At 31.3% G+C, this 24,232-nt stretch carries 17 protein-coding genes; 14 read left to right on the top strand and 3 right to left on the bottom strand.

Annotated features, from left to right (window positions below):
* Nucleotides 1-426: 426 nt before the first annotated feature.
* Complete coding sequence (locus L3B96_RS08735) at nt 427-1,608, bottom strand: sensor domain-containing diguanylate cyclase (protein ID WP_238860344.1); 1,182 nt, start codon at nt 1,606-1,608, stop codon at nt 427-429.
* A 695-nt stretch (nt 1,609-2,303) separates the two neighbouring features.
* Between L3B96_RS08735 and L3B96_RS08730 the strand changes: the two genes are divergently transcribed.
* The 9 genes from L3B96_RS08730 to L3B96_RS08690 all read left to right on the top strand — a co-directional run bounded on the left by L3B96_RS08730 (nt 2,304) and on the right by L3B96_RS08690 (nt 15,213).
* Nucleotides 2,304-2,750, top strand: a complete 447-nt coding sequence (locus L3B96_RS08730; RefSeq protein ID WP_238860342.1) for a PaaI family thioesterase — start codon at nt 2,304-2,306, stop codon at nt 2,748-2,750.
* A gap of 676 nt (nt 2,751-3,426) precedes the next feature.
* Entirely contained in the window at nt 3,427-5,310 is a 1,884-nt protein-coding gene (locus tag L3B96_RS08725; RefSeq protein ID WP_238860340.1) for a histidine kinase, read from the top strand.
* Nucleotides 5,311-5,321: 11 nt separating this feature from the next.
* The gene (locus tag L3B96_RS08720; protein WP_238860338.1) at nt 5,322-6,854 is read left to right on the top strand and encodes a response regulator; all 1,533 of its coding nucleotides are present in this window, start codon (nt 5,322-5,324) and stop codon (nt 6,852-6,854) included.
* Nucleotides 6,855-7,036: 182 nt separating this feature from the next.
* Complete coding sequence (locus L3B96_RS08715) at nt 7,037-8,290, top strand: ABC transporter substrate-binding protein (protein ID WP_173708049.1); 1,254 nt, start codon at nt 7,037-7,039, stop codon at nt 8,288-8,290.
* 354 nt (nt 8,291-8,644) lie between these two features.
* Nucleotides 8,645-9,553, top strand: a complete 909-nt coding sequence (locus L3B96_RS08710) for a sugar ABC transporter permease (protein WP_238860336.1) — start codon at nt 8,645-8,647, stop codon at nt 9,551-9,553.
* Nucleotides 9,553-10,398, top strand: a complete 846-nt coding sequence (locus L3B96_RS08705) for a carbohydrate ABC transporter permease (protein WP_017212927.1) — start codon at nt 9,553-9,555, stop codon at nt 10,396-10,398. Before L3B96_RS08710 ends, L3B96_RS08705 begins: the two co-directional genes overlap by 1 nt.
* A 39-nt stretch (nt 10,399-10,437) precedes the next feature.
* A complete protein-coding gene (locus tag L3B96_RS08700) occupies nt 10,438-12,465 on the top strand; it encodes a glycoside hydrolase family 31 protein (protein WP_238860334.1) in 2,028 nt (675 codons plus the stop codon).
* 202 nt (nt 12,466-12,667) lie between these two features.
* A complete protein-coding gene (locus tag L3B96_RS08695; RefSeq protein ID WP_238860332.1) occupies nt 12,668-13,531 on the top strand; it encodes an ABC transporter substrate-binding protein in 864 nt (287 codons plus the stop codon).
* Nucleotides 13,532-13,833: 302 nt separating this feature from the next.
* On the top strand, nt 13,834-15,213 hold the full coding sequence (locus L3B96_RS08690) for an amino acid permease (protein WP_238860330.1): 1,380 nt from the start codon (nt 13,834-13,836) through the stop codon (nt 15,211-15,213).
* Between the two features lie 85 nt (nt 15,214-15,298).
* Here L3B96_RS08690 and L3B96_RS08685 read toward each other — a convergent pair whose 3' ends face one another.
* The gene (locus tag L3B96_RS08685; RefSeq protein WP_238860348.1) at nt 15,299-15,832 is read right to left on the bottom strand and encodes a nitroreductase family protein; all 534 of its coding nucleotides are present in this window, start codon (nt 15,830-15,832) and stop codon (nt 15,299-15,301) included.
* Nucleotides 15,833-16,246: 414 nt separating this feature from the next.
* Here L3B96_RS08685 and L3B96_RS08680 point away from each other — a divergent pair, with 414 nt between their 5' ends.
* The 5 genes from L3B96_RS08680 (at nt 16,247) to L3B96_RS08660 (ending at nt 22,684) form a co-directional block, all read left to right on the top strand.
* Nucleotides 16,247-17,032, top strand: coding sequence for an electron transfer flavoprotein subunit beta/FixA family protein (locus L3B96_RS08680; RefSeq protein ID WP_012059087.1), 786 nt, complete (start codon nt 16,247-16,249; stop codon nt 17,030-17,032).
* A 19-nt stretch (nt 17,033-17,051) separates the two neighbouring features.
* Nucleotides 17,052-17,990, top strand: coding sequence for an electron transfer flavoprotein subunit alpha/FixB family protein (locus L3B96_RS08675; RefSeq protein ID WP_012059086.1), 939 nt, complete (start codon nt 17,052-17,054; stop codon nt 17,988-17,990).
* Nucleotides 17,991-18,290: 300 nt separating this feature from the next.
* Nucleotides 18,291-19,826 carry an L-lactate permease gene (locus L3B96_RS08670; protein WP_038457654.1) on the top strand — a complete coding sequence of 512 codons (1,536 nt, stop codon included), beginning with the start codon at nt 18,291-18,293 and terminating at the stop codon, nt 19,824-19,826.
* A 204-nt stretch (nt 19,827-20,030) separates the two neighbouring features.
* Nucleotides 20,031-21,458, top strand: a complete 1,428-nt coding sequence (locus L3B96_RS08665) for an FAD-binding oxidoreductase (RefSeq protein WP_012059084.1) — start codon at nt 20,031-20,033, stop codon at nt 21,456-21,458.
* Between the two features lie 86 nt (nt 21,459-21,544).
* Entirely contained in the window at nt 21,545-22,684 is a 1,140-nt protein-coding gene (locus tag L3B96_RS08660) for an acyl-CoA dehydrogenase (protein WP_012059083.1), read from the top strand.
* A 748-nt stretch (nt 22,685-23,432) separates the two neighbouring features.
* On the opposite strand, the gene L3B96_RS08655 is transcribed toward L3B96_RS08660, so the two are convergent.
* A complete protein-coding gene (locus L3B96_RS08655; protein WP_023975401.1) occupies nt 23,433-24,080 on the bottom strand; it encodes a lactate utilization protein in 648 nt (215 codons plus the stop codon).
* Nucleotides 24,081-24,232: the final 152 nt, after the last annotated feature.

The following is a 24,232-nucleotide window of genomic DNA, read 5'->3' as shown; positions in this document are numbered from 1 at the left end:
CTCCTTGGTCAAGCGGTTAAGACACCACCCTTTCACGGTGGTAACAGGGGTTCGATTCCCCTAGGAGTCACCAAGTTGAAAAATAAGTTCTAGTTTATCTAGAGCTTATTTTTTGTTTTCTAGAAATTTATTAAGAATGGTATTGTAATTAATTATATTATAATGCAGAATGATAGCGCAGAAAGCACTTTGGAGCAACATAAAAAAGCGGCTATTAGTTGGATGGAATACTGAATGGTCAAACTATTTTGATGCCCGATTGGAATGATGGGGGCACACTATTAGTCAATATATGATTTGAAATATAATACATTTATTATATTTGGATCTTCATCAACTAATTAATATATATTTATTCGATATTTCAAACTAAAAATTAAGAAATCCTCGATAATAATTTCGATGATTTCTTAATTTTGTTTTAACTTAACATTCAATTTCAAGCTTTTTGTTGTATATGGTAAATTGATTTTTTCCATTTTCTTTAGAACTGTATAATGCTATATCTGATTTATGAATTAAGGATTCCAAAGTATCTCCATGTTTAGGGTAAAAGGAAACACCGATACTTGCAGATACAGTTATTTCAGTGTTGTTGCCAATATATGTAGCATTGAGGTTATTGCATAAAATGTTAATTTTATCTTTTATAAATGAAATAGAGTGACTTGGTTTAAATACACAAAATTCATCTCCGCCAAATCGGGAAATAATAACGTCTGTACCGTTAAAGACGTCAGAAATCTTATTTGCGGTATCCTTTAGAACTTCATCACCAACCATATGTCCTAAATTATCATTTATAGCTTTAAAATTATCTAAATCTATAAAAATAAGCATACAGTTATCATTTTTATTATCTATAATATAATTTTTAACTTTTTCATAGAATGTAGATTTATTATATACCTGTGTTAGCTGGTCATATTCAGATCTTAGCTTTAGTATAGAATGTTCTTTTACAATATGATCTATATCAGTAATTTTACCTATTACTCTGACAATCTTATTATCTCTTTGTATATAGTTTAGTTTTAGCTCACACCAAAGATAGTCCCCATTGCTCTTCATTAGTCGTATTTGTTTTATAATGGACTGTTTGTTTAAAGCTTTCATGTCATCGGTGATTTTATTAATTAATATCTTATCATCAGGATGTATTTTCAATTCATTTAAAAAACTTTTATTATAATCTTGAATATTTAATGTCCATCCAAAAGTTTCTTCAAATTTAGATGAACTTAAGATTTTTTTCTCAGTTATATCAAAATCAAAGATAATATCATTTAATTGTTCAACAACTATAAAATATCTTTCGCGTTCTAAATCTAAGTCTTTTAGATATTTTGACTGTTCTCTTGCTTTAACAACAAGACAGTAAAAGGCATCTAATAATGATATACAAATAATACCTAAAATAATGAATATGAAAGTTTTGTAATTATTATAAATATAACTAGCAAAATTTATGAAAGTGTATAAAGGAGCGTCTTCACTTATACTGTTTTTTACTGCAGCAAAAGCCTTAGTATTGAAAGTATAATTAATTAATGTTATTAAACTATATATAAAAAGTAGCTTGTTTCTTCTTATATTCAAATCATTCACCTCTTGATTATTAATTGAATATTGTTATCAATTACTCTACTAATTCATTTTATATAATATTTCTATAAAAATCAATAAGAATCCAAATTATATTCAACTTGGATTTTTGTGTAAGCTAAATAATATGAAGAACATTGTATTTCAATTCTAGGGATTGGTTCTAAGTTAGGATATATTTAATTTGTTTGCTATAATATAGATATCCAACTCTAAAACTAAATTTATTTGGTAACTTACCGAAATCATAAATATATTGTTCCTAAAAGCTATGAAAATATCGCTGAAGGTTCTAAGTAGCAGGTTGTATCAACTTTAGCATGCTCCCACTTCAGTGTAACAAGCTAAAATGGAACAACCTACAGCTAAGAACCTTTAACAGCTCATTTTCAAATGTTTTCTCCACAAATATATTTATGATTTCTAGTGAAGATACGAACTTAAAGTATTAGCAAATTGTGATCTTAGAATCATCCATCATAATTTCCTTAGAAACTGGAACGAAATCATAATCCGTATCTCGGCGAACTATATGCATAAGTTAAGGTCTTAGTAGGATATTAATATTCATATACGTAATAAAAGATTGAGTTAAAATAATATATATTTGCGTAAAACAAAGGTAAAACTAGTAATTGCTTTACAGGTTATTAAGAAAGATATTTTAAGCAATGCGTGAAAGTGAAGGAGGAGTTATTATGTCAAAAGAACATCTTGTTTGGTTAAAAAGTTATTTGGAGGAAAATTATAATAAATCTATACTTGAAAATTTTCTTGATCCTCAAATTGTTGAAGTCATAGAGGGAAAAGTTATATACGAAATGAAAATTATAGATAGGCATTGTAATATATATGGATACATACACGGAGGGACTTTGGCTTCAATTGCAGATGTTGTAATGGGAGTTTCTTGCACAACTCTAGGGAAACGTATAGTAACTACAGATTTAAGTATTAGCTATATAAAAAACGTAAATGCAGGAAACACAATTACAGCAGTGGGTGAGGTTGTAAGTGATGGTGAAAATATAGTGAGGTGTGCATGCAAAATATTTGATGAGCATGAGAAGCTCCTTGTGCAATCTCAGGCTTCATATTTTGTTATTGGAAGTTTTGATGATGTAAACCTACCAAGAGTTAAATGAGTATAATTAATAAGCTAAATAAGAATGCTAGTTACGAAATTTATGTTAAGTAACTAGCAGTTTTGCTTTTAGTCCTTTTTTTAATACCACCTTTTCTACTGACGTATTTGCATCTGATAAATTACGATAAGCCTTGATGAATTGAGCTTTCCATACCTTATATAGCTAAAAAAATATAAATTTGAAAGAAGTAAGAAAGTTAAACTGATTTCAATAAATATTTTTCACAATTAAAAAAGAAAAAAAGTAAGAAATGAAAAAAGTTAAGAATATAAAAAGTTACATTGTTACCTTTTTATATTCTTAACTTTTTGTGAGAGAATTTTAAGTTGTACGGTTGCTTGATAGTAAAATAATGGAATATAATGTATGTATTAAGTTAAAATAATAAGGCGCAATCAAATAAATAAAAAGCTCATTTGCAGCCTATTTTCTATCAGAGGAAGCTCGACTCGCATTCGCTTGCTGAGTAGGCGAATTCACGCAAAATCATAGATTGCACTGTGTGAAAATATAAGATTTCGATTCTTATTTTTGGTTCACTGATTATCGCCAAATTGCTCTAATAGGCCTGCTATGAGGGTGATTGGTCGCCTCGCCTGACGGAAAACATTCACATCAACTTTGGACTTGTTATTTATTTTCATGTGTTTAAAGAGTGGTGAAATTATAAATAATGAAATTTTTTAACAATAGTACGAATACAATTAGATATTTTTTGAATTGGAAACGTTATAGTATAAAAGCAAAATTGTTAAGCATATTTATAATTATTTCAATTATACCAATGGTTTTTAGTCAAGTGTTTTTATATAAGCTGTCACAACATTACCTGGAAAAGAAGATTACAAATCTTACGGATAGAAATTTATTTTACATAAAAACTAACATAGAAACTGATATGAATTATTATAAGGATATTTTATATAGGATTGCAGCAGATAATGATTGTTTGGAATTAGAGAAAATGTTTAACGACGGAAATGAGTTTGAAAAGGCAGCTTCTATCAATAAAATCAGAGATGCATTTGGATCTTATTCTTATTCAAGAAATCAAATTAGGGCTATAACCTTTGTTGGAAACAATGGAAGAAATGTGTATTATGATAAAGGTAATCAAGGGATTAATAATAGAATATGGGAAGAATACAGCAATTCTGATAAAAGTAACATTTATTCTGAAATCTTAAATAGTAATACTCCCGTAATATTACCTACAACTTGTAATAGCTTTATTCATGGAAAATCTGAGTATATGTTTCACATAGGACTAAAAGTTAGAGATATCAGAACTAAAAATGAAATTGGCATAATTATTATGAGTTTTGATGAACAAATTCTATTTGATGTTTGCAATGTTCAGATGGATAAGGAGGATTTCGAGGAAGACAAGCTTAATATGTGTTCTGTAATAGTTGATAATGATGGGAGAGTTATATCATTTCAAGATAAGAAGTTTATTGGAACATATGTAAAAGATTATTCTAGCAGTGAGATTAATGATACGGATAATATGGAAACACTGAATCAATTAATATATTCAATGCCGAGCTTTAAGAACAGAAATATATCTGTTAGCAGTATTCCCATAGATAGTGTTGGCTGGAAAGTAATTAATGTTGTTGATAAAGATAATTTATTTTATGAAGTTAAGTTATTAAGAAATTTAACTTTCGTATTTTTAGGATTGATACTTATAATCTTAACATTAGTTATTATAATATTCTCAAATAAATTGTATGAGTCAGTTAAAATCATTGTCAGTGGAATGAAGGAAGCTAAGAAAGGAAATTTCAATGTAAAAATAAAGCTAAGCACAGAAGATGAAATGTCATTTATAGGAGACGAATTTAATGAAATGTTGTCTACAATAAATATATTGATAAGGGATATAAAAGATCAAAGTGATTTTATTGTTGAATTATCAAATAAAAGAAGAGAAGCTGAGATAAAGGCAATTGTTGCTCAAATTAATCCTCACTTTTTGTATAATACTTTAGATTGCATAAACTGGATGGCGATTAAAAATGAAAATTATGAAGTGAGTGATACTATTGGAAACTTTGCTCAAATACTAAGATATAGCATAGGTGATATTAATAAGGAAGTGACTATTTATGATGAAGTTGAATGGTTGAAGAAATATGTATATTTGCAGCAGCTTAGATTTAATAATAGCTTCGTATTGGATTTAGATGTAGATGAAAATGTCTTAGGGGCTAGAATTCATAAGTTAATATTACAGCCCTTAATTGAAAATTCAATTATCCATGGATTTAAAGGATATGATAGTAAAAGAGTATTAAAAGTTAGTATAAATATATTTAAAAATAACTATGTAAAAATCATAGTAAAAGATAATGGATTGGGTATTGAAGATAGAAAGCTTCAAGAGATAATTAATAATATAAAATCAGGAAAAGATGAAGATGAAAATATAGGTATAAAAAATGTATATGACAGGATAAAGATTTATTATGGTGAAGATGCTAAGTTTAATATTGAAAGTGTTAAAGGGCAAGGAACTACAATAACTTTGATTATTTCATTGATATTTTAAGGGGGATATTTATGAAAATTTTAATTGTAGAAGATGAAATTAATGCAAGAGAAGGATTGGGTAACTTATTAGGAAAGATTAATGAAAATTACATCGTTTGTGGAAAAGCCTCGGATGGAGAACAAGGGTTCCTTTTAGCTAAAGAGCATAAGCCAGATCTTATCTTTACAGATATTGAAATGCCGAAAATAAATGGATTAGATATGCTCCAAAAAATTAAGGATTGTGGTCAAGATCCATATATTATTATACTTAGTGGATATTCAGACTTTAAGTATGCACAAAAAGGAATAAAACTTGGAGTGAAAGAGTACTTATTGAAACCTATAACTTATACTGCTTTAAAAAATACCATGGAGGATATTGAAAAAAAGCTTAATTTAAGTAAGGAAAAAGATGCACTTTTAGAAGAAGGTATACTTAAGGAAGAAATATTGGGACAAGTACTGCTAAATAAAGGACAAAATTTAGAGCATTTTTACAAAATAATTGAAAGTAAAGTAAAGCAAAATGAAAATATATATGTTGTTAATTTGCATCTTAGAGATAAATACGAAGATAAAATTGAACTTATAATAAAAGAGATTTATGAAGCTATGAAGAATTACAATATCGTAAATTTCTATTACTCTATTTTAAAAGAGTATGATTATTTGCCTATTTTAGTAATTACTAAAACAGCTTACTTGGAATTTATAAAAATGCTAAAGCATAAGCTATTATTTTCACTTAGGCAGAATGGATTCCTAAGTACTACTATTAGTATTATTAATCTAAACGAACTAGCTGAAATTAAAAGTTCATTTAAAAAGCTACAAAGATTGTCTAGATGGCCTATTTCATTTGGAAATAATGAAGTGATCCATGAAGAACTAATATCTAAATTAAAAATAAATCATTGTAGTTATCCAAGAGAGCTTGAAAATGAAGTGTTAAGAGCCATAAAAAACAATGATCAGAAAAAGTTGGCTGATATTAATGAAAAATTTATATCATATTTGAAAGAAAACATCTACGACCCATGCGAGATAATCTATGTTAGCAGCAGGTATATTTTTTCGATTTTAACTGTGGCTAAAAGCTGTAATAGTAATCTTTATACTGAGTTTAATAATGAAGGCGTTTTAGATTCGATTAAGAATAGTTTTACATTTGATGAGTTAAAAGAGCGGCTAAATTATATAATTCGTAAGATGTCCAAAAGAAATGATGATGAGACTAAAGTAAATTCATTGATTGTAAGAAAAGCTATAAATTATATAAAAGAGTATTATAGTGATAAAATTTCTCTTGAGGAAATAGCAAGTGTAATGAACATAACTCCAGAATATTTAAGTAGGTTATTTACAAAGGAACTTGGAAAAAGTTTTTCAGATTACTTAAAAGAATTTAGAATTCATAAAGCAAAGGAATTATTAGGAAGTAATAAACTAAAAATTTATGAAATTGCAGAGAAGGTCGGCTATAGTGATTCAAAGTACTTTTGCAAAGTTTTTAAAGAATCAACAGGAATGTCCCCAAAGGAATATATGAAATTTTATTAAGAAATGATAAGCGATAATAAGTTCGAATATTTGTTATTTTATAGGCTTAAATACAAAGTGTAAAATTAATATCATGATTTTACACTTTTTTCATGATAATAGAATATTAGAAGTAATTTAGAAGATGTAATATTAAGTTATAGAAAACGTTATTATTCATAAGAATTTAGGAGGTAAATAATATGAAAAAAACTAAAAAGTTACTGGCTTGTTTGACAGCTATTGCAATGTCGGCGACTATATTTATTGGATGTGGAAGCAGTGGTGGGGGCACAACTCAAACTAAAGCTGATCCGGCAGGAAAGACAACGATTACAGTATGGCACTATTTTGATGGGCAACAACAACAAAATGCAATGCAAAATCTTGCTGATAAATATAATAAATCTCAAGATAAGGTAGAAGTTCAAGTGGAATTTGTACCAAGAGCTGAACTTACTAAGCAGTTTACAATAGGACTTGTTGCTGACAAACTACCTGACATAGGTTTAGTTGATAATCCAGATATGGCTTCATTTTCGGCGATGGGATTATTTGCAGATATTACAGATAAGATGAATTCCTATGATGGTAAAGATCAATTTTATCCAGGACCGATTTCATCATGTCAGTTAGATGGAAAATACTATGGAATCCCACTTGGAAGCAATGATTTAGCTTTGTTTTATAATAAGGACATGTTAAGTGCAGCAGGAGTTGAGCCCCCTACAACTTTTGATGAATTAAAGACCGCAGCTAAGAAATTGACAAAAGGAGATACTTATGGTTTAGCTATAGCTGCACCAAAGAATGAGGAAGGAACATTTCAATATCTTCCATGGCTTATTTCAACAGGAGCTAAATTTAATGAAATTGGAAGTGAGGCTGGAATAAGTTCGCTTCAATATCTCACTGATCTTATAAAAAATGGATCAATGAGTAAGGAAGTTATAAACTGGACACAAAATGATTTAGAAAAACAATTTGTAACTAATAAAGCAGCCATGATTACAGATGGCCCATGGATTATAGATACAGTTAAGAAGGATGCACCAAACCTAAATTGGGGAGTTGTAAAAATTCCTAAAGATAAAGTATTTGCATCGGATTTAGGTGGAGAAAACTGGGGGATAATTAAAGGTCATCATGAAGCTGAAGCTTGGGATTTTATTAAATACACTCAGCAAAAAGATAATATGACTGAATATTGTGCTGATTTTGGTTACATTCCATCTAGAAAAGATGTTGCAGAAAGTGATGATAAAATTACTAAAGACCAAGTTATGAGCGTATTCCTAGATGAATTGCAATACGCTATGCCAAGAGGCCCACATCCAAAATGGCCTGAAATATCAGATGCAATGTCTACTGCAATGCAGGAAAGTTTTACAAATGCAAAGACACCAGAACAAGCAGCAAAAGATGCACAGGTTAAGGTTGATGCAGTATTAAAATAAATTTATAGATACCCAACTTTAAAGTTAACTTACCGAAATCATAAATATTTTGATTCCGAAAAGCTATGAAAATATCGCTGAAGGTTCTAAGCGGCAGGTTGTATCCACTTTAGCATGCTCCAACTTTCAGTTTGACAAGCTAAAATGGAACAACCTACAGCTAAGAACCTTTAGCGGCTCATTTTCAAATGTTTTCTCCACAAATATATTTATGATTTCTAGTGAAGATATGAACTTAAAGTGCTATGAATTTTGTGAAATTCTTAAATTGTTTAACTATATAAAAAATCTAAAGGTGTCTTAAAACTTAGTGAAAGGCGCCTTTAAATTAAAGCAAGGTAGGTGAAAATAATTTTGAAAAATAAATATAGCGGTGAATTTATTAAGGAAGAAAGAAAAGGGTACATATTTGTGCTCCCAGCACTAATATTTATGCTGGTTTTTGTGGGATATCCGATTATATATAATTTTATTTTAAGTCTTCGTGATGTAAATGTAACGACTTTTAGTCAGCCTGTTAAACCATTTGTCGGTATAGAAAACTATATTGAAGTGTTTAAAGATCCAGCAATGCCAATAAGTATTTGGAATACTTTAGTTTTCACTATTGGAAGTATATCAATTCAATTTATTATAGGACTCGGACTAGCTTTGCTTTTCAATTTAAAATTTAAGCTTTCAGAACCTCTTAGAGGACTTATGGTAGTTAGTTATCTTGTACCGATGACAGTAACCGCACTATTGTTCAAATTTATGTATAGTACAAGCGGAGGTATAATAAACGAATTACTTATGAAATTTCATCTGATATCACAGCCAATAGGCTGGATTATAGACAGTAAAACCTCAATGTTTTCAGTTATATTAACAAACTCATGGGTTGGAATTCCATTTAATATGTTGTTATTAACAACTGGGTTAAGTAATATTCCGTATGATTTATATGAGGCAGCTAAAGTTGATGGGGCTAATGTAATTCAGAGATTCTTTAAAATAACTCTGCCATCATTAAGACCAGCGATTTTATCTGTATTAGTTCTTGGATTTATTTATACATTTAAAGTTTTTGATTTAGTATTTGTTATGACAAATGGAGGTCCAGTTAATAGTACTGAACTAATGTCAACTTTTGCATATAAACTTTCATTTACGCAATTTTCATTTAGTAAAGGTGCTACTGTCGCCAATGTATTGTTTGCTATTTTATTCTGCGTAAGTTTAGGATACCTCAAATTAATAAAGGAAGATGAGGTGATTGGATAATGAAGAAGGTTGTTCTTAAGGATAAACAAAAAAATATAATATTATGCTTTGTATCAATTTGTATAGCTTGTATTATGCTTTTTCCAATATATTGGATTATAGTAAGTTCATTTAAAACTAATGCTGAAATCTTTGCATCACCTCCAACTTTTATACCTAAAGATTTTACATTAAGTAGTTATACAGACCAATTTAAAGGAAAGAGCAGCATACTAGTAACACTAGCTAATAGCTGTAAGGTTGCATTCGCTTCAATGATCTTAGCATGTGTATTAGCTATTCCAGCTGCATATGGCTTGGCAAGATTTAGGATGAGAGGGAAAAAGGTATTTATATTGATCTTCTTAGTAACTCAGATGCTTCCAGTAGCATTATTACTTACACCAATGTTTTTAGTTTATAAAAATTTACATCTACTAGATACTCTTTGGGCTCCAATATTATCAGATGCAACAATATCTGTTCCATTTGTAGTTCTTATTCTTAGAACTTATTTTCTTGCTTTACCAAAAGAACTTGAAGATTCAGCAAAGATTGATGGATGCAATACATTTACAGCATTTACAAAAATAATGCTTCCAATATCTTATCCAGGACTTATAATGACAGGAGCCTTTTCCTTCTTATATGCTTGGGGAGATTTAGCTTATTCACTAACATTTTTAACCAGCCCTGAAAAGAGAACTATGACAGCTAGTATATATAATTTCATGGGCAAGTATGGAATACAGTGGAATTCCATAATGGCTTATGGAGTGCTTTTGGTTTTGCCTGTTGTTTTAATATTTATATTCCTTCAAAAATATATAATTGGAGGATTGACAAATGGTGCTGTTAAAGGCTAAGCATGAATTTAATTATTTAAAGATTGGAGAGTTCATATTATGGAATCTAATAAGGAAATTAATTTAGATGATAGTGTTTTTGAAGCTTACGGAAGTGTATTAATTCGCAAATATGACTGCGAAACGTTACGAATTGAGCCTTGGGGAAAAAATAGTTTACGTATACGTAGCACTAAGCAAGCAGAATTTATATATAATGATTGGGCCTTATTGCCACAAGAAAATTGTGAAATTAAGATTAATATTGAAAATAATGAAGCATATATAGAGAATGGAAAAATTCGTGCAAGGATTGATAAGGAAGGAAAAATTACATTTTATAACGCTAAAGACGATGTTCTTTTAGAGGAGTATGTAAGAAATAGGAAAAATGTAAATAGATTTTGCAGTGCCTTAGAGATAGAAGCACGTGAATTTAAGCCTATTCTTGGTGGAGATTATACTTTAACTATGAGATTTGAATCAAATCCAAAGGAAAAGTTATTTGGAATGGGGCAATATCAGCAGCCAAATTTGGATTTAAAAAACTGCGTACTTGAACTTGCACATAGAAATTCTCAGGCTAGTGTTCCATTTGTATTATCCAGTTTAGGATATGGAATGCTCTGGAATAACCCAGCCATTGGAAAAGTTACTTTTGGAAAAAATATTACAGAGTGGGTAGCGAATTCTACTAAGCAATTAGATTATTTTATAACAGCAGGTGATACTCCAGCCGAAATAGAAGAAGCTTATGCAAAGGCAACTGGAACAGTGCCAATGATGCCAGATTATGCTATGGGTTTTTGGCAATGTAAATTAAGATACCAAACCCAAGAAGAGTTATTAAGCATTGCACGTGAATATAAGAAAAGGCACCTGCCAATTTCTGTTATAGTGGTTGACTTTTTTCATTGGCCAAAACAAGGAGAATGGAAGTTCGATTTAGATTATTGGCCTGATCCTGATGCTATGATTAAAGAACTTAAGGAAATGGGCATTGAGTTAATGGTTTCTATTTGGCCAACAGTAGATAAGACAAGCGAAAATTATGATAAGATGCTTAAAAAAGGTTATTTAGTAAGAGTTGATAGGGGAATTAGAACAACTATGGACTTTTTGGGAGATACTGTTTTCTATGACCCAACAAATCCAGAGGCCCGTGAGTTTGTATGGAAAACTGCTAAGAAAAACTACTATGATAAGGGCATAAAAATATTTTGGCTTGATGAAGCTGAACCAGAATACTCGGTTTACGACTTCGAGAATTATAGGTATCACTTAGGTCCAAATGTACAAATAGGTAATATATATCCAGCTATGTATGCAAAAACGTTTTTTGATGGCATGAAGAGAGAAGGGCAGGAAAATATAATTAATCTTCTTAGGTGTGCATGGGCAGGAAGTCAACGTTATGGAGCACTTGTATGGTCAGGGGATATTGATTCTAGTTTTGAATCTTTAAGAAATCAATTTTCAGCTGGTCTTAACATGGGAATTGCAGGTATACCATGGTGGACAACTGATATAGGAGGATTCCATGGTGGGAATCCAGATGATTCGGACTTTAGAGAATGCATAATTCGATGGTTTGAATATGGAACATTCTGTCCTGTATTTAGGTTACATGGTGATCGTGAACCACATTCAAAGCCACTTGGAACTAGCGGTGGAGGACTATGTGAAAGCGGTGCAGCTAATGAAGTATGGAGCTATGGTGATGAAGCATATGAAATATTTAAGAAATATATGTCTATCCGGGAAAGGATGAAACCTTATATTACTAAAATTATGAAGGAAGCACATGAAAAAGGAACTCCAGTTATAAGACCGTTATTTTATGATTTCTCAGAAGATGAGATTTGTTGGGATATTACAGATGAGTATATGTTTGGGACAGATGTTCTTGTTGCACCAGTACTTCATAAAGGACATAGGTCAAGAAAAGTATATCTGCCAAAAGGTGCAAATTGGAAAGATGTAAATTCAGGGAAGATATTTAATGGCGGACAAGTAATAGACTATAGTGCGCCATTAGAAATAATACCATTATTCCTTAAGGATGAAGCAGAAGTTTCAATTATTTAATGAGAAAGATAAGTAATAAGAGTTTATGTTAAGTAAACTCTTATTTTTGTTTAAAAACTGAATTTTATGTTTAAAATTTGCTATTTTATAACAAAATAGCAATAGTACATTAAACATAGAGGTTTCATTTTAGTTGATACATCTTGTAGGATATGACTCAATAGCATTTTATAAATTTAAATGACATCTAAAGGAGGGCAACATGAAGAAATTATCGGAAAAAGTTTTAATTTTGATTACTATTATAAATTTTTTTGGAATGATTTTTGAAAGCAGCGCTGGAAAATATGATAGTAGGGTTATAGTAACCAATGTATCAGAACAAAAGGATAGATTACAGTTGATAAAAGAAAAAGGAGAGATAACTGTTGCTTCACCGCAAAATGATGTTTCATATTTTTATATAGATCCAAGTACAAAAAAGTTAGAGGGAACTGAGGCTGATATAATAACCGAAATTGGAAGCAGACTTGGAATTAGTAAAATTGAAACTAGGAACTCACCATTTGTAAATTTATTAGATAAATTAAATACTGATGACAGTATAGATATCGCATCAGGTGGAATATTTATAACTCCTGAACGTGAAAAGATGGTAGCCTTTACACAGCCAATATATAAAGCCACAGAAGCTGTTGTAGTTCCAACATTTTCAAATATAAATTTTAAAAGCGATCTAAAAAACGCAGTAGTAGGAGTAGAAAAGGGTACAGTATATGAGAGCATGGGTGAAAGATGGAAAAATGATAAAATAATAAGGGATATAGCAATCTTTGAAAATTCAACTGAATTATTGGATGCTATATATAAAAGAAAGATAGATGCAGGGTTAGTAGACTCTGTTATAGTGAAATATTCTCTGCTAAAAAATAAAAATATACCTTTAAGAATATTAAATGATTATACACCTGAATTAAGTGGGAATATAGCGATAGCAGTTAGAAAAAATGATAAAACTTTATTAAATGCATTAAATGAAAAAATAAAAGAGATGAAGGCAGATGGTACTTTATATGCGATTCTTGTAGAAAATGGGCTTGATAAAAATAATATGATTTCTAATTGATTTCTAACATAAGTTTATGATGGATTTTGATAAAATTAATTTTGTGTAAAATATATATTTTTTTCAGTGATAAAGGCTATAATGAAAGTATTATGACAAAATAATATTTATATTTATATAAATTTGCTATAAAAAGCAAGAAATCATTGCAACTTTGTCAAAAATGTATTAGTATTTAACAGTGAAAATTAAATTTTTAGAGGAATATATTGGGGAAATAATAGCTACAAAAATTCGCATGATTATAAAATACTTATAATAAAGCATTTATCTATATGCTTTGATAAATATGGAGGAATAAAATGGATAAATCAACATCAGAAAATCAAAATTTATCGAGAGGGCTAAAAAATCGACATGTTCAGTTACTTGCTATAGGAGGTGCAATTGGTACGGGATTATTCCTTGGTTCAGGAAGATCAATTCACTTAGCTGGTCCATCTATCTTATTTGCTTACATAATAACAGGAATAATATGCTTCTTTGTTATGCGTGCTCTCGGGGAATTATTACTATCTAATTTAAATTACCATTCATTTGTAGACTTTGTATATGATTATTTAGGGAACGGAGCGGCATTTATTACTGGATGGACATATTGGTTTTGTTGGATTTCAGTTGGAATGGCTGATTTGACTGCTGCCGGGTTATACATACAATACTGGCTTCCTAATATACCTCAATGGCTTCCAAGTCTTATTGTTCTTGTAATTTTACTAATTATGAATCTTACAGCAGTAAAATTATTTGGTGAAATGGAATTTTGGTTTGCTTTAATTAAAGTTGTTGCAATCTTAGCACTAATTGTAATTGGTATATTTATGATTATTACAGGATTTTCAACAGATGCTGGTGCATCTAGCTTTGCAAATCTTTGGAGCCACGGCGGGTTATTTCCAAATGGAATAAATGGTTTTATTCTTTCATTCCAAATGGTAGTGTTTGCTTTTGCTGGAATTGAATTAGTTGGCCTTACAGCTGGAGAAACTGAAAGACCAGAGCATGTTATTCCAAAAGCTATTAACAATATTCCAATTAGAATCATTATATTCTACATAGGGGCACTTATTGTTATCATGAGCATATATCCTTGGAATTCAATTAATCCGGATAAAAGTCCATTTGTTCAGGTGTTTGCAGCAGTAGGAATTGCAGCAGCAGCAAGTATTGTAAACTTTGTTGTATTAACATCAGCAGCATCTGCTTGTAATAGTGCTATCTTCAGTACAAGCCGTATGGTTTATTCACTCGCTAAAGAAGAAAATGCACCTGAATCAATGAAAAAGCTGACTTCTAGTCAAGTACCTTCAAATGCTACAATGTTTTCAGCAATTGTTATTTTGATTTCAGTTATTCTAAATTTTGTTATGCCTGAAGGAGTATTTGTGCTTATAACAAGTATATCAACATTTTGTTTTATCTATATTTGGGCAGTCATAGTTATTTGCCACATGAGGTATCGCAAAACTAATCCTGAACTTGCTGCAAAGAGCAAATTCAAAATGCCACTTTATCCAATAATAAACTATATAATTCTAGCATTTTTTGCTTTTATTTTAGTTGTATTGGCACTTAATAATGAAACTCGTGTTGCTTTATTTGTAACACCTGTATGGTTTATAGTCCTTGGTATTATTTACAACATACTTAAAGCAAAAAAGAAAAATGGAGAAAATGCTTAGTACGCATTTATATATAGTTCTGAAATTTTAATAGAAAGAAAAAAGCTATCTTTTACAGGATAGCTTTTTTCAGTGTAATTATTAATTATTCTATAAAAGTAGCATCTAATGGGTTTCTATCAACTAATCTATTATAACTATACTTTGGATATCCAACCATAACGGCACCTACGACTTTTTTATCTTTAGGAATATTGAATAATTTAAGCAGTGGTGAGTCTTCAATGGCTATGCAATGCTCAAAAATTCCAGCCCAGCATGATCCAAGTCCTAGGGAAGGGGCGAATAATTCAAGATAAGTTAAACAGGAAATAGCATTATTACGACCGTTTGAAAAATTCTTATCTGATGTTGCAATTATTAAATTTGGAGCACCACGGAAGACTGAATCATAACCATCTTCTCTATAACTTTTTATAGCTTCTTCTACTAAATATCTTAAAGATGAATTTTCTATAATTTGGACAGTTATTTCTAAAGCTTGTTCAAGTAATTGCTTATTTTGAACTACAATAAAGGATATGCCTTGACTATTACTTGCAGTAGGAGCTAATCTTGCAATATCAATTAATTTTGCTAATTTTTCCTTTGATACAGGTTCAGTTTTGTAATTTCTTATGGAACGGCGAGATCTTAAGAAATATTCTGCCTGCTTTTCGTTTAGTAAAATCTTTTAAATCAATTTGATCTTCTAAAATTTATTTATGCAAATTATCATTTAGTAATGAGATAAATACCCAGTAATCTTAGTTCTGGAAAGAAATATAGCTAATCAATCATGGTAATTTTCTCATAATCCGAGGTTAATATAACCTAAAATATATTAATAAAAAAATTTTTATATTAGGGATTGAAATATATGGTACTGTGTGTTAGAATTTACTTGTGAATTGGTAAGACCAATTTACGATATCGTATACAGAAAATAAATTAGCGATAGTATTTATTTGATGGTGATTTTTACCACCAAGATACAGAATGGTTTTATCAAAAAACAATTTAGCAATTTAAAAGGATAAAGGAGAGGGAAAGTATGCAGATTCTGTTATGTGTAAAGCAGGTTCCAGATGATTCAATTGAAATCCATTTGGATAATGAAAAGAAAAAACCTAAATTAAATGGAGTCAGTTTGGTTGCAAATGCATTTGATACATATGCATTAGAGCTAGCGGTTCGTTTTACTGAGGCTCATGGAGGAAAAGTTAGTGTATTAACAGTTGGAGCAGATGATTCTTTAAACACATTAAAAAATTGCCTTGCTGTAGGAGCTAAAGAAGCATTTTTTGTAAAAGATGACTTATATGCAGATTTAGATGCTATGGGAACAGCTGATGTTTTGGCAGATGCTATTCATAAGATTGAAGCAGATAAAGGTGAAAAATTTGATTTGATTCTTTGTGGAAAAGAATCTACAGATGAAATTACTGGTCAAGTTGGAGCTATGCTCGCAGAAAAATTAAAGACAGGCTATGTCAGCAGCGCTATTGAAATCGATTTAAAAGATAATTCTATGGAAATTCATCAAGAAACTGAAGAAGGATATAATTTAGTTTCACTAGAATGTCCAGCTGTAGTAACAGTAAGCAAGCCAGATTATGATCCACGTTATCCTACTATAAAAAGTAAGATGGCAAGCCGTAAGGCAGTAATCCCAACTTATTCAGCAGCAGAAATTGGAGAGGTAAAACAAGCAAAAGTACGTTGCATAGAATATGTTGCACCTCCTAAGAAAGAGGCTGGTATCAAGATTCAAGAGAAGGATGCTACTTTAGCAGTAAGTGCTGTTATGGAGCAAATGAAAAAAGATAAGGCAATCTAATTAAGGAGGAAACGAAAGTATGAAAGCATTATTATTCATTGAAACAGATGGAGAAAAGGCATTAGGTGGAAGTATTGAACTTATTAACGCAGCAAAAGCATTAGATGCAGAAGGAACAGCTCTTGTAGTAGGAAATAAAGCTATTGCAGATACAATAGCAGCATTTGGAATTCCAGTTATTTTTACTGATACAGCTACAGATTGTGATACTTTGACAGAATTATTATCAGAAACTGTTAAGGAAGAAAATCCAGATATTGTTTTATTAGCTAATACAACACTTGCTAAAGATGTTGCACCACGTATTGCAGGTCGTATGAATTTGGGATGTGTAAGTGACGTAATAGGAATGAGTAAAGCTGATGATAAAGTTATATATACTAGACCAGCTTATGGCGGTACAATCTTAGAACATATTGAAGTAGAGGGAACAGCTGTAGTAACAGTTAGAAATGGAAGTTTCCCTAAGCCAGAAGCCACTTCAAATGCAGACGTTACAGAAAGGAAAATAGAAATTCCAGCTGATGCTATTAAGGCAAAAATTATTAATACAGTAAAAGAAATTTCTGAATCTGTTAATTTGGAAGAAGCTGAAGTTATTGTTTCTGGTGGACGTGGAATGGGAAGTGCAGAAAACTTCAAACTAGTTGAAGAATTAGCACGTGTACTTGGAGGCGTAGTAGGCGCAACAAGACCAGCAATTGAAGACGGTTGGATTTCTCGTGCACACCAAGTTGGACAATCAGGAAAAATCGTAGCACCAAAACTTTATATTGCATGCGGTATTTCTGGAGCAACACAGCATACATCAGGAATGACAGGTTCCAATTATATTGTGGCAATTAATAAAGATGAAGAAGCTCCAATCTTTGAAGTTGCTAACGTAGCAATTGTTGGAAATGTAAATGAAATCCTTCCAATTATGATTGAAGAAATGAAAAAAGCAAAAGCAGAATAAATACTTTTTCCAGATAAGATAAATGGTTATCCCACCAAAAAGTTGGTGGGATAACCAAAAAAATAAATCTCAATTCACAAGAAAATGAAATTATGTATAAATTTCACACTTGTATACTTGGAGAATTATTAAAAAACATAATTGAATAAGAGACGCAGCATATAAAAAACAACTAAATCCGAATATATGTAAAAATAGTATTGAATCAACAAGTGGGAAGCTATGTAATTAAGACCAAAATAGTAATAACAATTTTTAAAAGGTTATACCATTTAAAAATTGTATGAGGAGGATAAAAGAATGTTGTTTTTTAAATTCTTAATGGCGATATTACCTATCATTTGGCTTATAGTTGCACTCAGTGGATTAAAAATGCCAGGTTATAAAGCTTGCTCTATTGCACTTGTTCTTACAATGTTTTTAGCTATTTTTTTCTGGAAATTAAATGTGGTTTATACTGTGACAGGAGTATTTGAAGGAGTACTCAACGCATTGTGGCCAATCTGTTTAGTTATCGTTGCAGCTTTGTTTACGTATAATTTAATTTTACGTACAGGTGCAATGGATTTCATAAAGGAAATGTTGGCCGGAGTTTCTATGGATAAAAGGGTTTTAACATTAATTATTGGATGGGGATTCGGTAATTTCATGGAAGGAATGGCTGGGTTTGGAACAGCAGTTGCTATTCCAGCATCTATGCTTGCTGGTGTTGGATTAAATCCATTTTCAGCAGTTCTAGCATGTTTGGTTGCTAACAGTACACCAACAGCATTTGGTTCAGTAGGAATACCACTCGTGACACTTTCAGCAGTAACCGGAGTTGGATCAAACACATTGGCAGTAAATACAGTAATAATTGAAGGAATTCTTTGTTTTATAAGTCCATTTATTATGGTATGCATCGTAGGTGGAGGAATAAAGGCATTGAAGGGGGCATTTCTTGTTACATTAGTCGCTGCATTATCATTTACAGTACCTGCTTATATTACAGCAACAGCAGTTGGAGCAGAACTTCCAGATATAGTAGGATCTATCTGTTGTATGGTATGTACGGTTGTAGCAGCAAAAATCTTTAATAAAAAGCCTCAAGACGAGTATTGCATTCAAATTAACAAGAAAAAAGAAGAAACAGCTTTATCATTTGGTAAAGCAGTACAAGCATGGTGTCCATTTATCTTAATATTCGTAATGTTAATGGCTACATCAACATTATGTGCACCAGTTCATGATGCAATTGCAGTATTTAAAACTAGTACAAGCGTATATGCTGGTAAAGGTGGAAATACTCTAACTTTCAGCTGGATTAATACACCAGGTGTTATCATTCTTGTTGCAGCAGTCATTGGCGGTCTCGTTCAAGGCGCAAAAATATCAACAATACTTGATGTACTGCGTAGCACATTAAAAGCAAACTGGAAAACAATCGTTACAATTTGTGCAGTTATGTCAACAGCAAAGGTAATGGGGTATAGTGGAATGATTTCAGATATTGCAAGTCTTTTAGTTGTAGTAACTGGAGGAGCATACCCATTAATTTCTCCATTAATTGGAGCAATTGGAGGATTTGTAACTGGATCAGGTACATCAACCAGTGTTTTATTTGGAGGATTACAAGTACAAACCGCACAAAATCTTGGACTTTCTGGTGCATGGATGGCAGCAGCAAATACTCTTGGAGCAGGTATAGGAAAGATGATTTGCCCTCAAAGTATTGCAATTGGTGCAAGTGCAATTAATCAATCAGGTTCGGAAAGTAAAATTTTAAAAAGCGTATTTAAATACTTTGTGTGTTATGTAGTTATAGCTGGAATAGTATGTTTTGTTGGAACACTTTAAGGCAGTTGATATATATTACAGGTGACCGTTTAAAGTTTACCAGGAAAATTCAGTAGTTTTTAGAAAATTAAAGAACTTTATTCAAAAGCCTACATTTTATACCCTTAGGGTATAAAATGTAAACTGAATTAGTTCGGCGTAGTAATTTGCTAAAGAAAGATAAAGTGAATTTTACATCTAATATCTTAGAAAGGAATGAATATTATGGCTGAGTATAATCAATTGACAGAGGAGATAATCTCAAAATTACAGGAGGCAGCACCAGGGCATATTTTAACAGGAGCTGATATAAACGATGACTATAGTCACGATGAAATGCCTATCTACGGAAAAGTAGCTCCACAAGTTGTGTTTATGGCACATTCTACAGAAGAAGTTGCTGCAGTGGTAAAAATATGTAATGAAAATAAAATACCAGTAACTCCAAGAGGAGCAGGAACAGGACTTACAGGTGGAGCAGTTCCACTACTTGGAGGAGTTTTAATCGATATTACAAAAATGAACAAAATAATTTCTTATGATTTAGAAAACTTTGTTGTTAATGTAGAAGCTGGAGTTCTATTAAATGACCTTGCAGAGGATTGTTTAAAACAAGGATTATTATATGCTCCAGATCCAGGTGAAAAATTTGCATGCCTCGGTGGAAATGTTGCAACAAATGCTGGTGGAATGAGAGCCGTTAAATACGGTGCGACACGTGATTATGTACGTGCAATGACAGTTGTTCTTCCAACAGGAGAAATTACTAAATTTGGTGCTACAGTATCAAAAACAAGCTCAGGTTATAGCCTTTTAAATCTAATGATTGGTTCAGAAGGTACACTTGGAATTATTACAGAACTAACATTGAAAGTAATGCCAGCGCCAAAGGTAGTAGCAAGTTTAATTATTCCTTTTGAAAATTTAGATGATTGTATTTCTACTGTTCCAAAATTTAGAATGGAACACATGAATCCACAAGCGATAGAATTCATGGAAAGAGAAATTGTTTTATCTAGTGAAAGATATATTGGAAAGAGTGTATTCCCACAAGTAATTGATGGAGTTACTGCAAATGCTTATTTACTCGTTACTATAGATGCAGGTAATGAAGATGAATTAAATAATCTTATTGAGCAAGCAAGTGAAATAGTATTAGAAGCAGGAGCAATTGATGTTCTTGTAGCTGATACACCTGCAAAAATAAAGGATGCATGGGCAGCGCGTTCAAGTTTCTTAGAAGCTATTATGGCAGAAACAAAATTATTAGATGAATGTGATGTTGTAGTTCCAGTAAATAAAATCGCTCCTTATCTTGCTTTTGTAAATAAAACTGGTGAAGAGTGTGGATTAACTATTAAGAGTTTTGGACATGCAGGAGATGGAAATCTTCACATATACCAATGTAGTAACGATTTAGAAGAAGAAGAATTCAAGACAAGAGTTGACAAATTCTTTAAGATTATTTACGAAGAAGCAATCAAATGCGGTGGACTTGTTTCAGGCGAACATGGAATTGGTAGTGGAAAGATGGCTTATTTAGCTGATAGCGTTGGAGAAATAAATATGGAATTAATGAAAGGTATTAAGGAAGTATTCGATCCAAATTCTATTATGAATCCAGGTAAGGTATGTTGTCCGATAGAAAATTAAGCTCATAATTAAAAAATTTATATATATATTAACATCCCATGAAATAAAAAAGGAAAAGATGAAAAAAAGAAAGGTAGGAAATTAAAATGGATTTTAAACAAGATGAAAATCACCAACAATTACTAGAAATGTATCGTGAATTTGCAGAAAATGAGGTAAAACCAATTGCAAAAGAAATCGATGAAAGTATGCGATTTCCAGAAGAAAATGTAGCAAAAATGGCTGAAATGGGCTTGCTTGGAATTCCATTTCCTGAAGAATACGGCGGAGCTGGAATGGACACATTAAGTTATATACAATGTGTAGAAGAATTATCTAAATGTTGTGGAACAACAGGTGTTATAGTTTCAGCACATACAAGCCTTTGTGCAACACCAATTTACACATTTGGTACAGATGCTCAAAAAGAAAAATATTTAAAACCACTTGCTTCAGGTGAAAAATTAGGTGCCTTTGGATTAACTGAACCCGTAGCTGGAACTGATGCTTCAATGCAAAAGACAACAGCAGTATTAGATGGAGACAATTATATATTAAATGGAAGCAAAATCTTCATTACTAATGCAGGATATGCAGACACATATATTGTATTTGCTATGACAGATAAGAGTAAAGGAACAAAAGGTATTTCGGCATTTATCGTTGAAAAAGACTTCCCAGGATTTTCAGTTGGAAGCCATGAATTAAAGATGGGAATTCGTGCATCTTCTACATGTGAATTATTCTTTGATAACTGTATAGTTCCAAAGGAAAATCTTTTAGGAGAAGAAGGAAAAGGATTTGGTATTGCAATGGCAACTCTTGATGGAGGCCGTATTGGTATCGCTGCACAAGCTCTTGGTATTGCAGAAGGTGCAATAGAAGAAACTGTAAAATATGTTAAAGAACGTGTTCAATTTGGAAAATCTATTGCTCAATTTCAAAATACACAATTTGAACTTGCTCAAATGCGTGCAAATACAGAAGCTGCAAAACTTTTAGTATATCAAGCTGCATGTGCAAAAGATGATCATCAAAAATTCACACATTTAGCTGCTATGGCAAAATTATTTGCTGCTAGAAATGCTACAGATGTAACAAATCGTTGTTTACAATTATTTGGTGGTTATGGATACACAAGTGATTATCCAATTGAAAGAATGATGCGTGATGCTAAGATAACAGAAATCTATGAAGGAACATCAGAAGTTCAAATGATGGTACTTTCAGGATGGATGCTTAGATAATATCATAAAAAACTAGTTAAAATGCCCTCACATTAGGCACATGAGAAAATAATAAATCAACCTGCATACTGATTTATTATTTTCAGATTGTGAATTAAACCTATTTAAATAAACTATATGAAAAAGACTAATTAAAATGCCCTCACATTAGGCACATGAGAAAATAATAAATCACCTGCATACTGATTTACTATTTTCGGATTGTGAATTAAACCTATTTAAATAAACTATATAAAGATAACAAGTTTTCTACAATTGTAGGGAACTTGTTATTTTTTATGCCTTTATATAGATAAGCTAACTGTAAACTTTCAACACTAATTTAAAATACAGACTAAAATATACATATAGTTCGAAGTACGACCACAGAATAATTGGAAAACATTATCGATTTCCGTATGCATAAAAAATTGTAACATAGTTAATAATTTCTTTAACAAAACAATTATCTATATCGTAACGAATAAATATTTTTGTAGCCACAAGGGTCATAATATGGAGAATGGAATTTAAAAATGAGCTGCTAAAGATATTTAGCTTATGGTTGTTACACTTTGACTTGTCACACCCAAGGCGGGAGCATGTTTAAGTGACCACAACCGTGAGTTCACTATCTTCAGCGATATTTTTATAGCCATTCCAAGCAAACATATTTATTGATCTCTAGAGAAATTTTAAAAGGAAACTCGACTTATATACGTTCGCTGAGTAAGCGATTCACACCGAATCACAGATTCGGGTTCTCTGCTTAAAAGCCAAGGTCTTCTCCAATTAGTATAACCTTTATCTTTTTTGCGGGCCTGCTAGTTCTTGTTGTTACCATTTGCGAACAAATACAATCTGGGCTTAGACAGTCTCCACAGCTGCCATTTATATAGCATGGAGTCTTCATATCTTGAAAATGCTGCATATTTGATGGTGCAGCAATTGTTCTAGCTCTTTGAATTGCATCATCAAGAGTTTTCACAACTTTATTCATTCCAGCTACAACTATGACGCTTTTAGGTCCAAAAATCATGGCTGCTACACGATTCCCATTTCCATCGATATTAAATAGCTGACCGTCTTCGCTTATAGCATTGCTGCTCATTAAAAATGTATCACATAAAAGTGCTTTTCTCATAAGTTCTGTTCGTTCTTCAGGACTCTTTCCAGTATCTCTATCTATAACTTGATAGCATTTTTCTTTTACAAGTTCTTTTATGCCAATTTCAGTTAAGGTTTCAGAGCCACCCCAAGACACAACATGGTTTTCTGGAATCAAATCCAAAATTTGCTGAACTGCTTCGTCCTTAGTCTTGCAATAAAAAGCATCAAAATGACGCTTTTTCAAAGCCTCAATTACCTTTGTGCTTAACTTATCATAACGTTTTATTAATAAAGATTGTCTTGTCATTTTAAAGGTCCCCCTTAATTCATATATTTTATTTTATTTTATTTTATTCCTTGCGGAGAAAGTTAAATTGATATTTCTATAATATATTTATAACATAATCAACCAGTTTATATAAGAGCGCACTTTTCTGTAACATAGTATAAAAAATGATA

The organism is Clostridium sp. YIM B02569, from assembly GCF_022320765.1.
Lineage (GTDB): Bacteria > Bacillota > Clostridia > Clostridiales > Clostridiaceae > Clostridium > Clostridium beijerinckii.
Note: the sequence above shows the minus strand (reverse complement) of the source record. Positions and strands in the feature narration are given on the sequence as shown.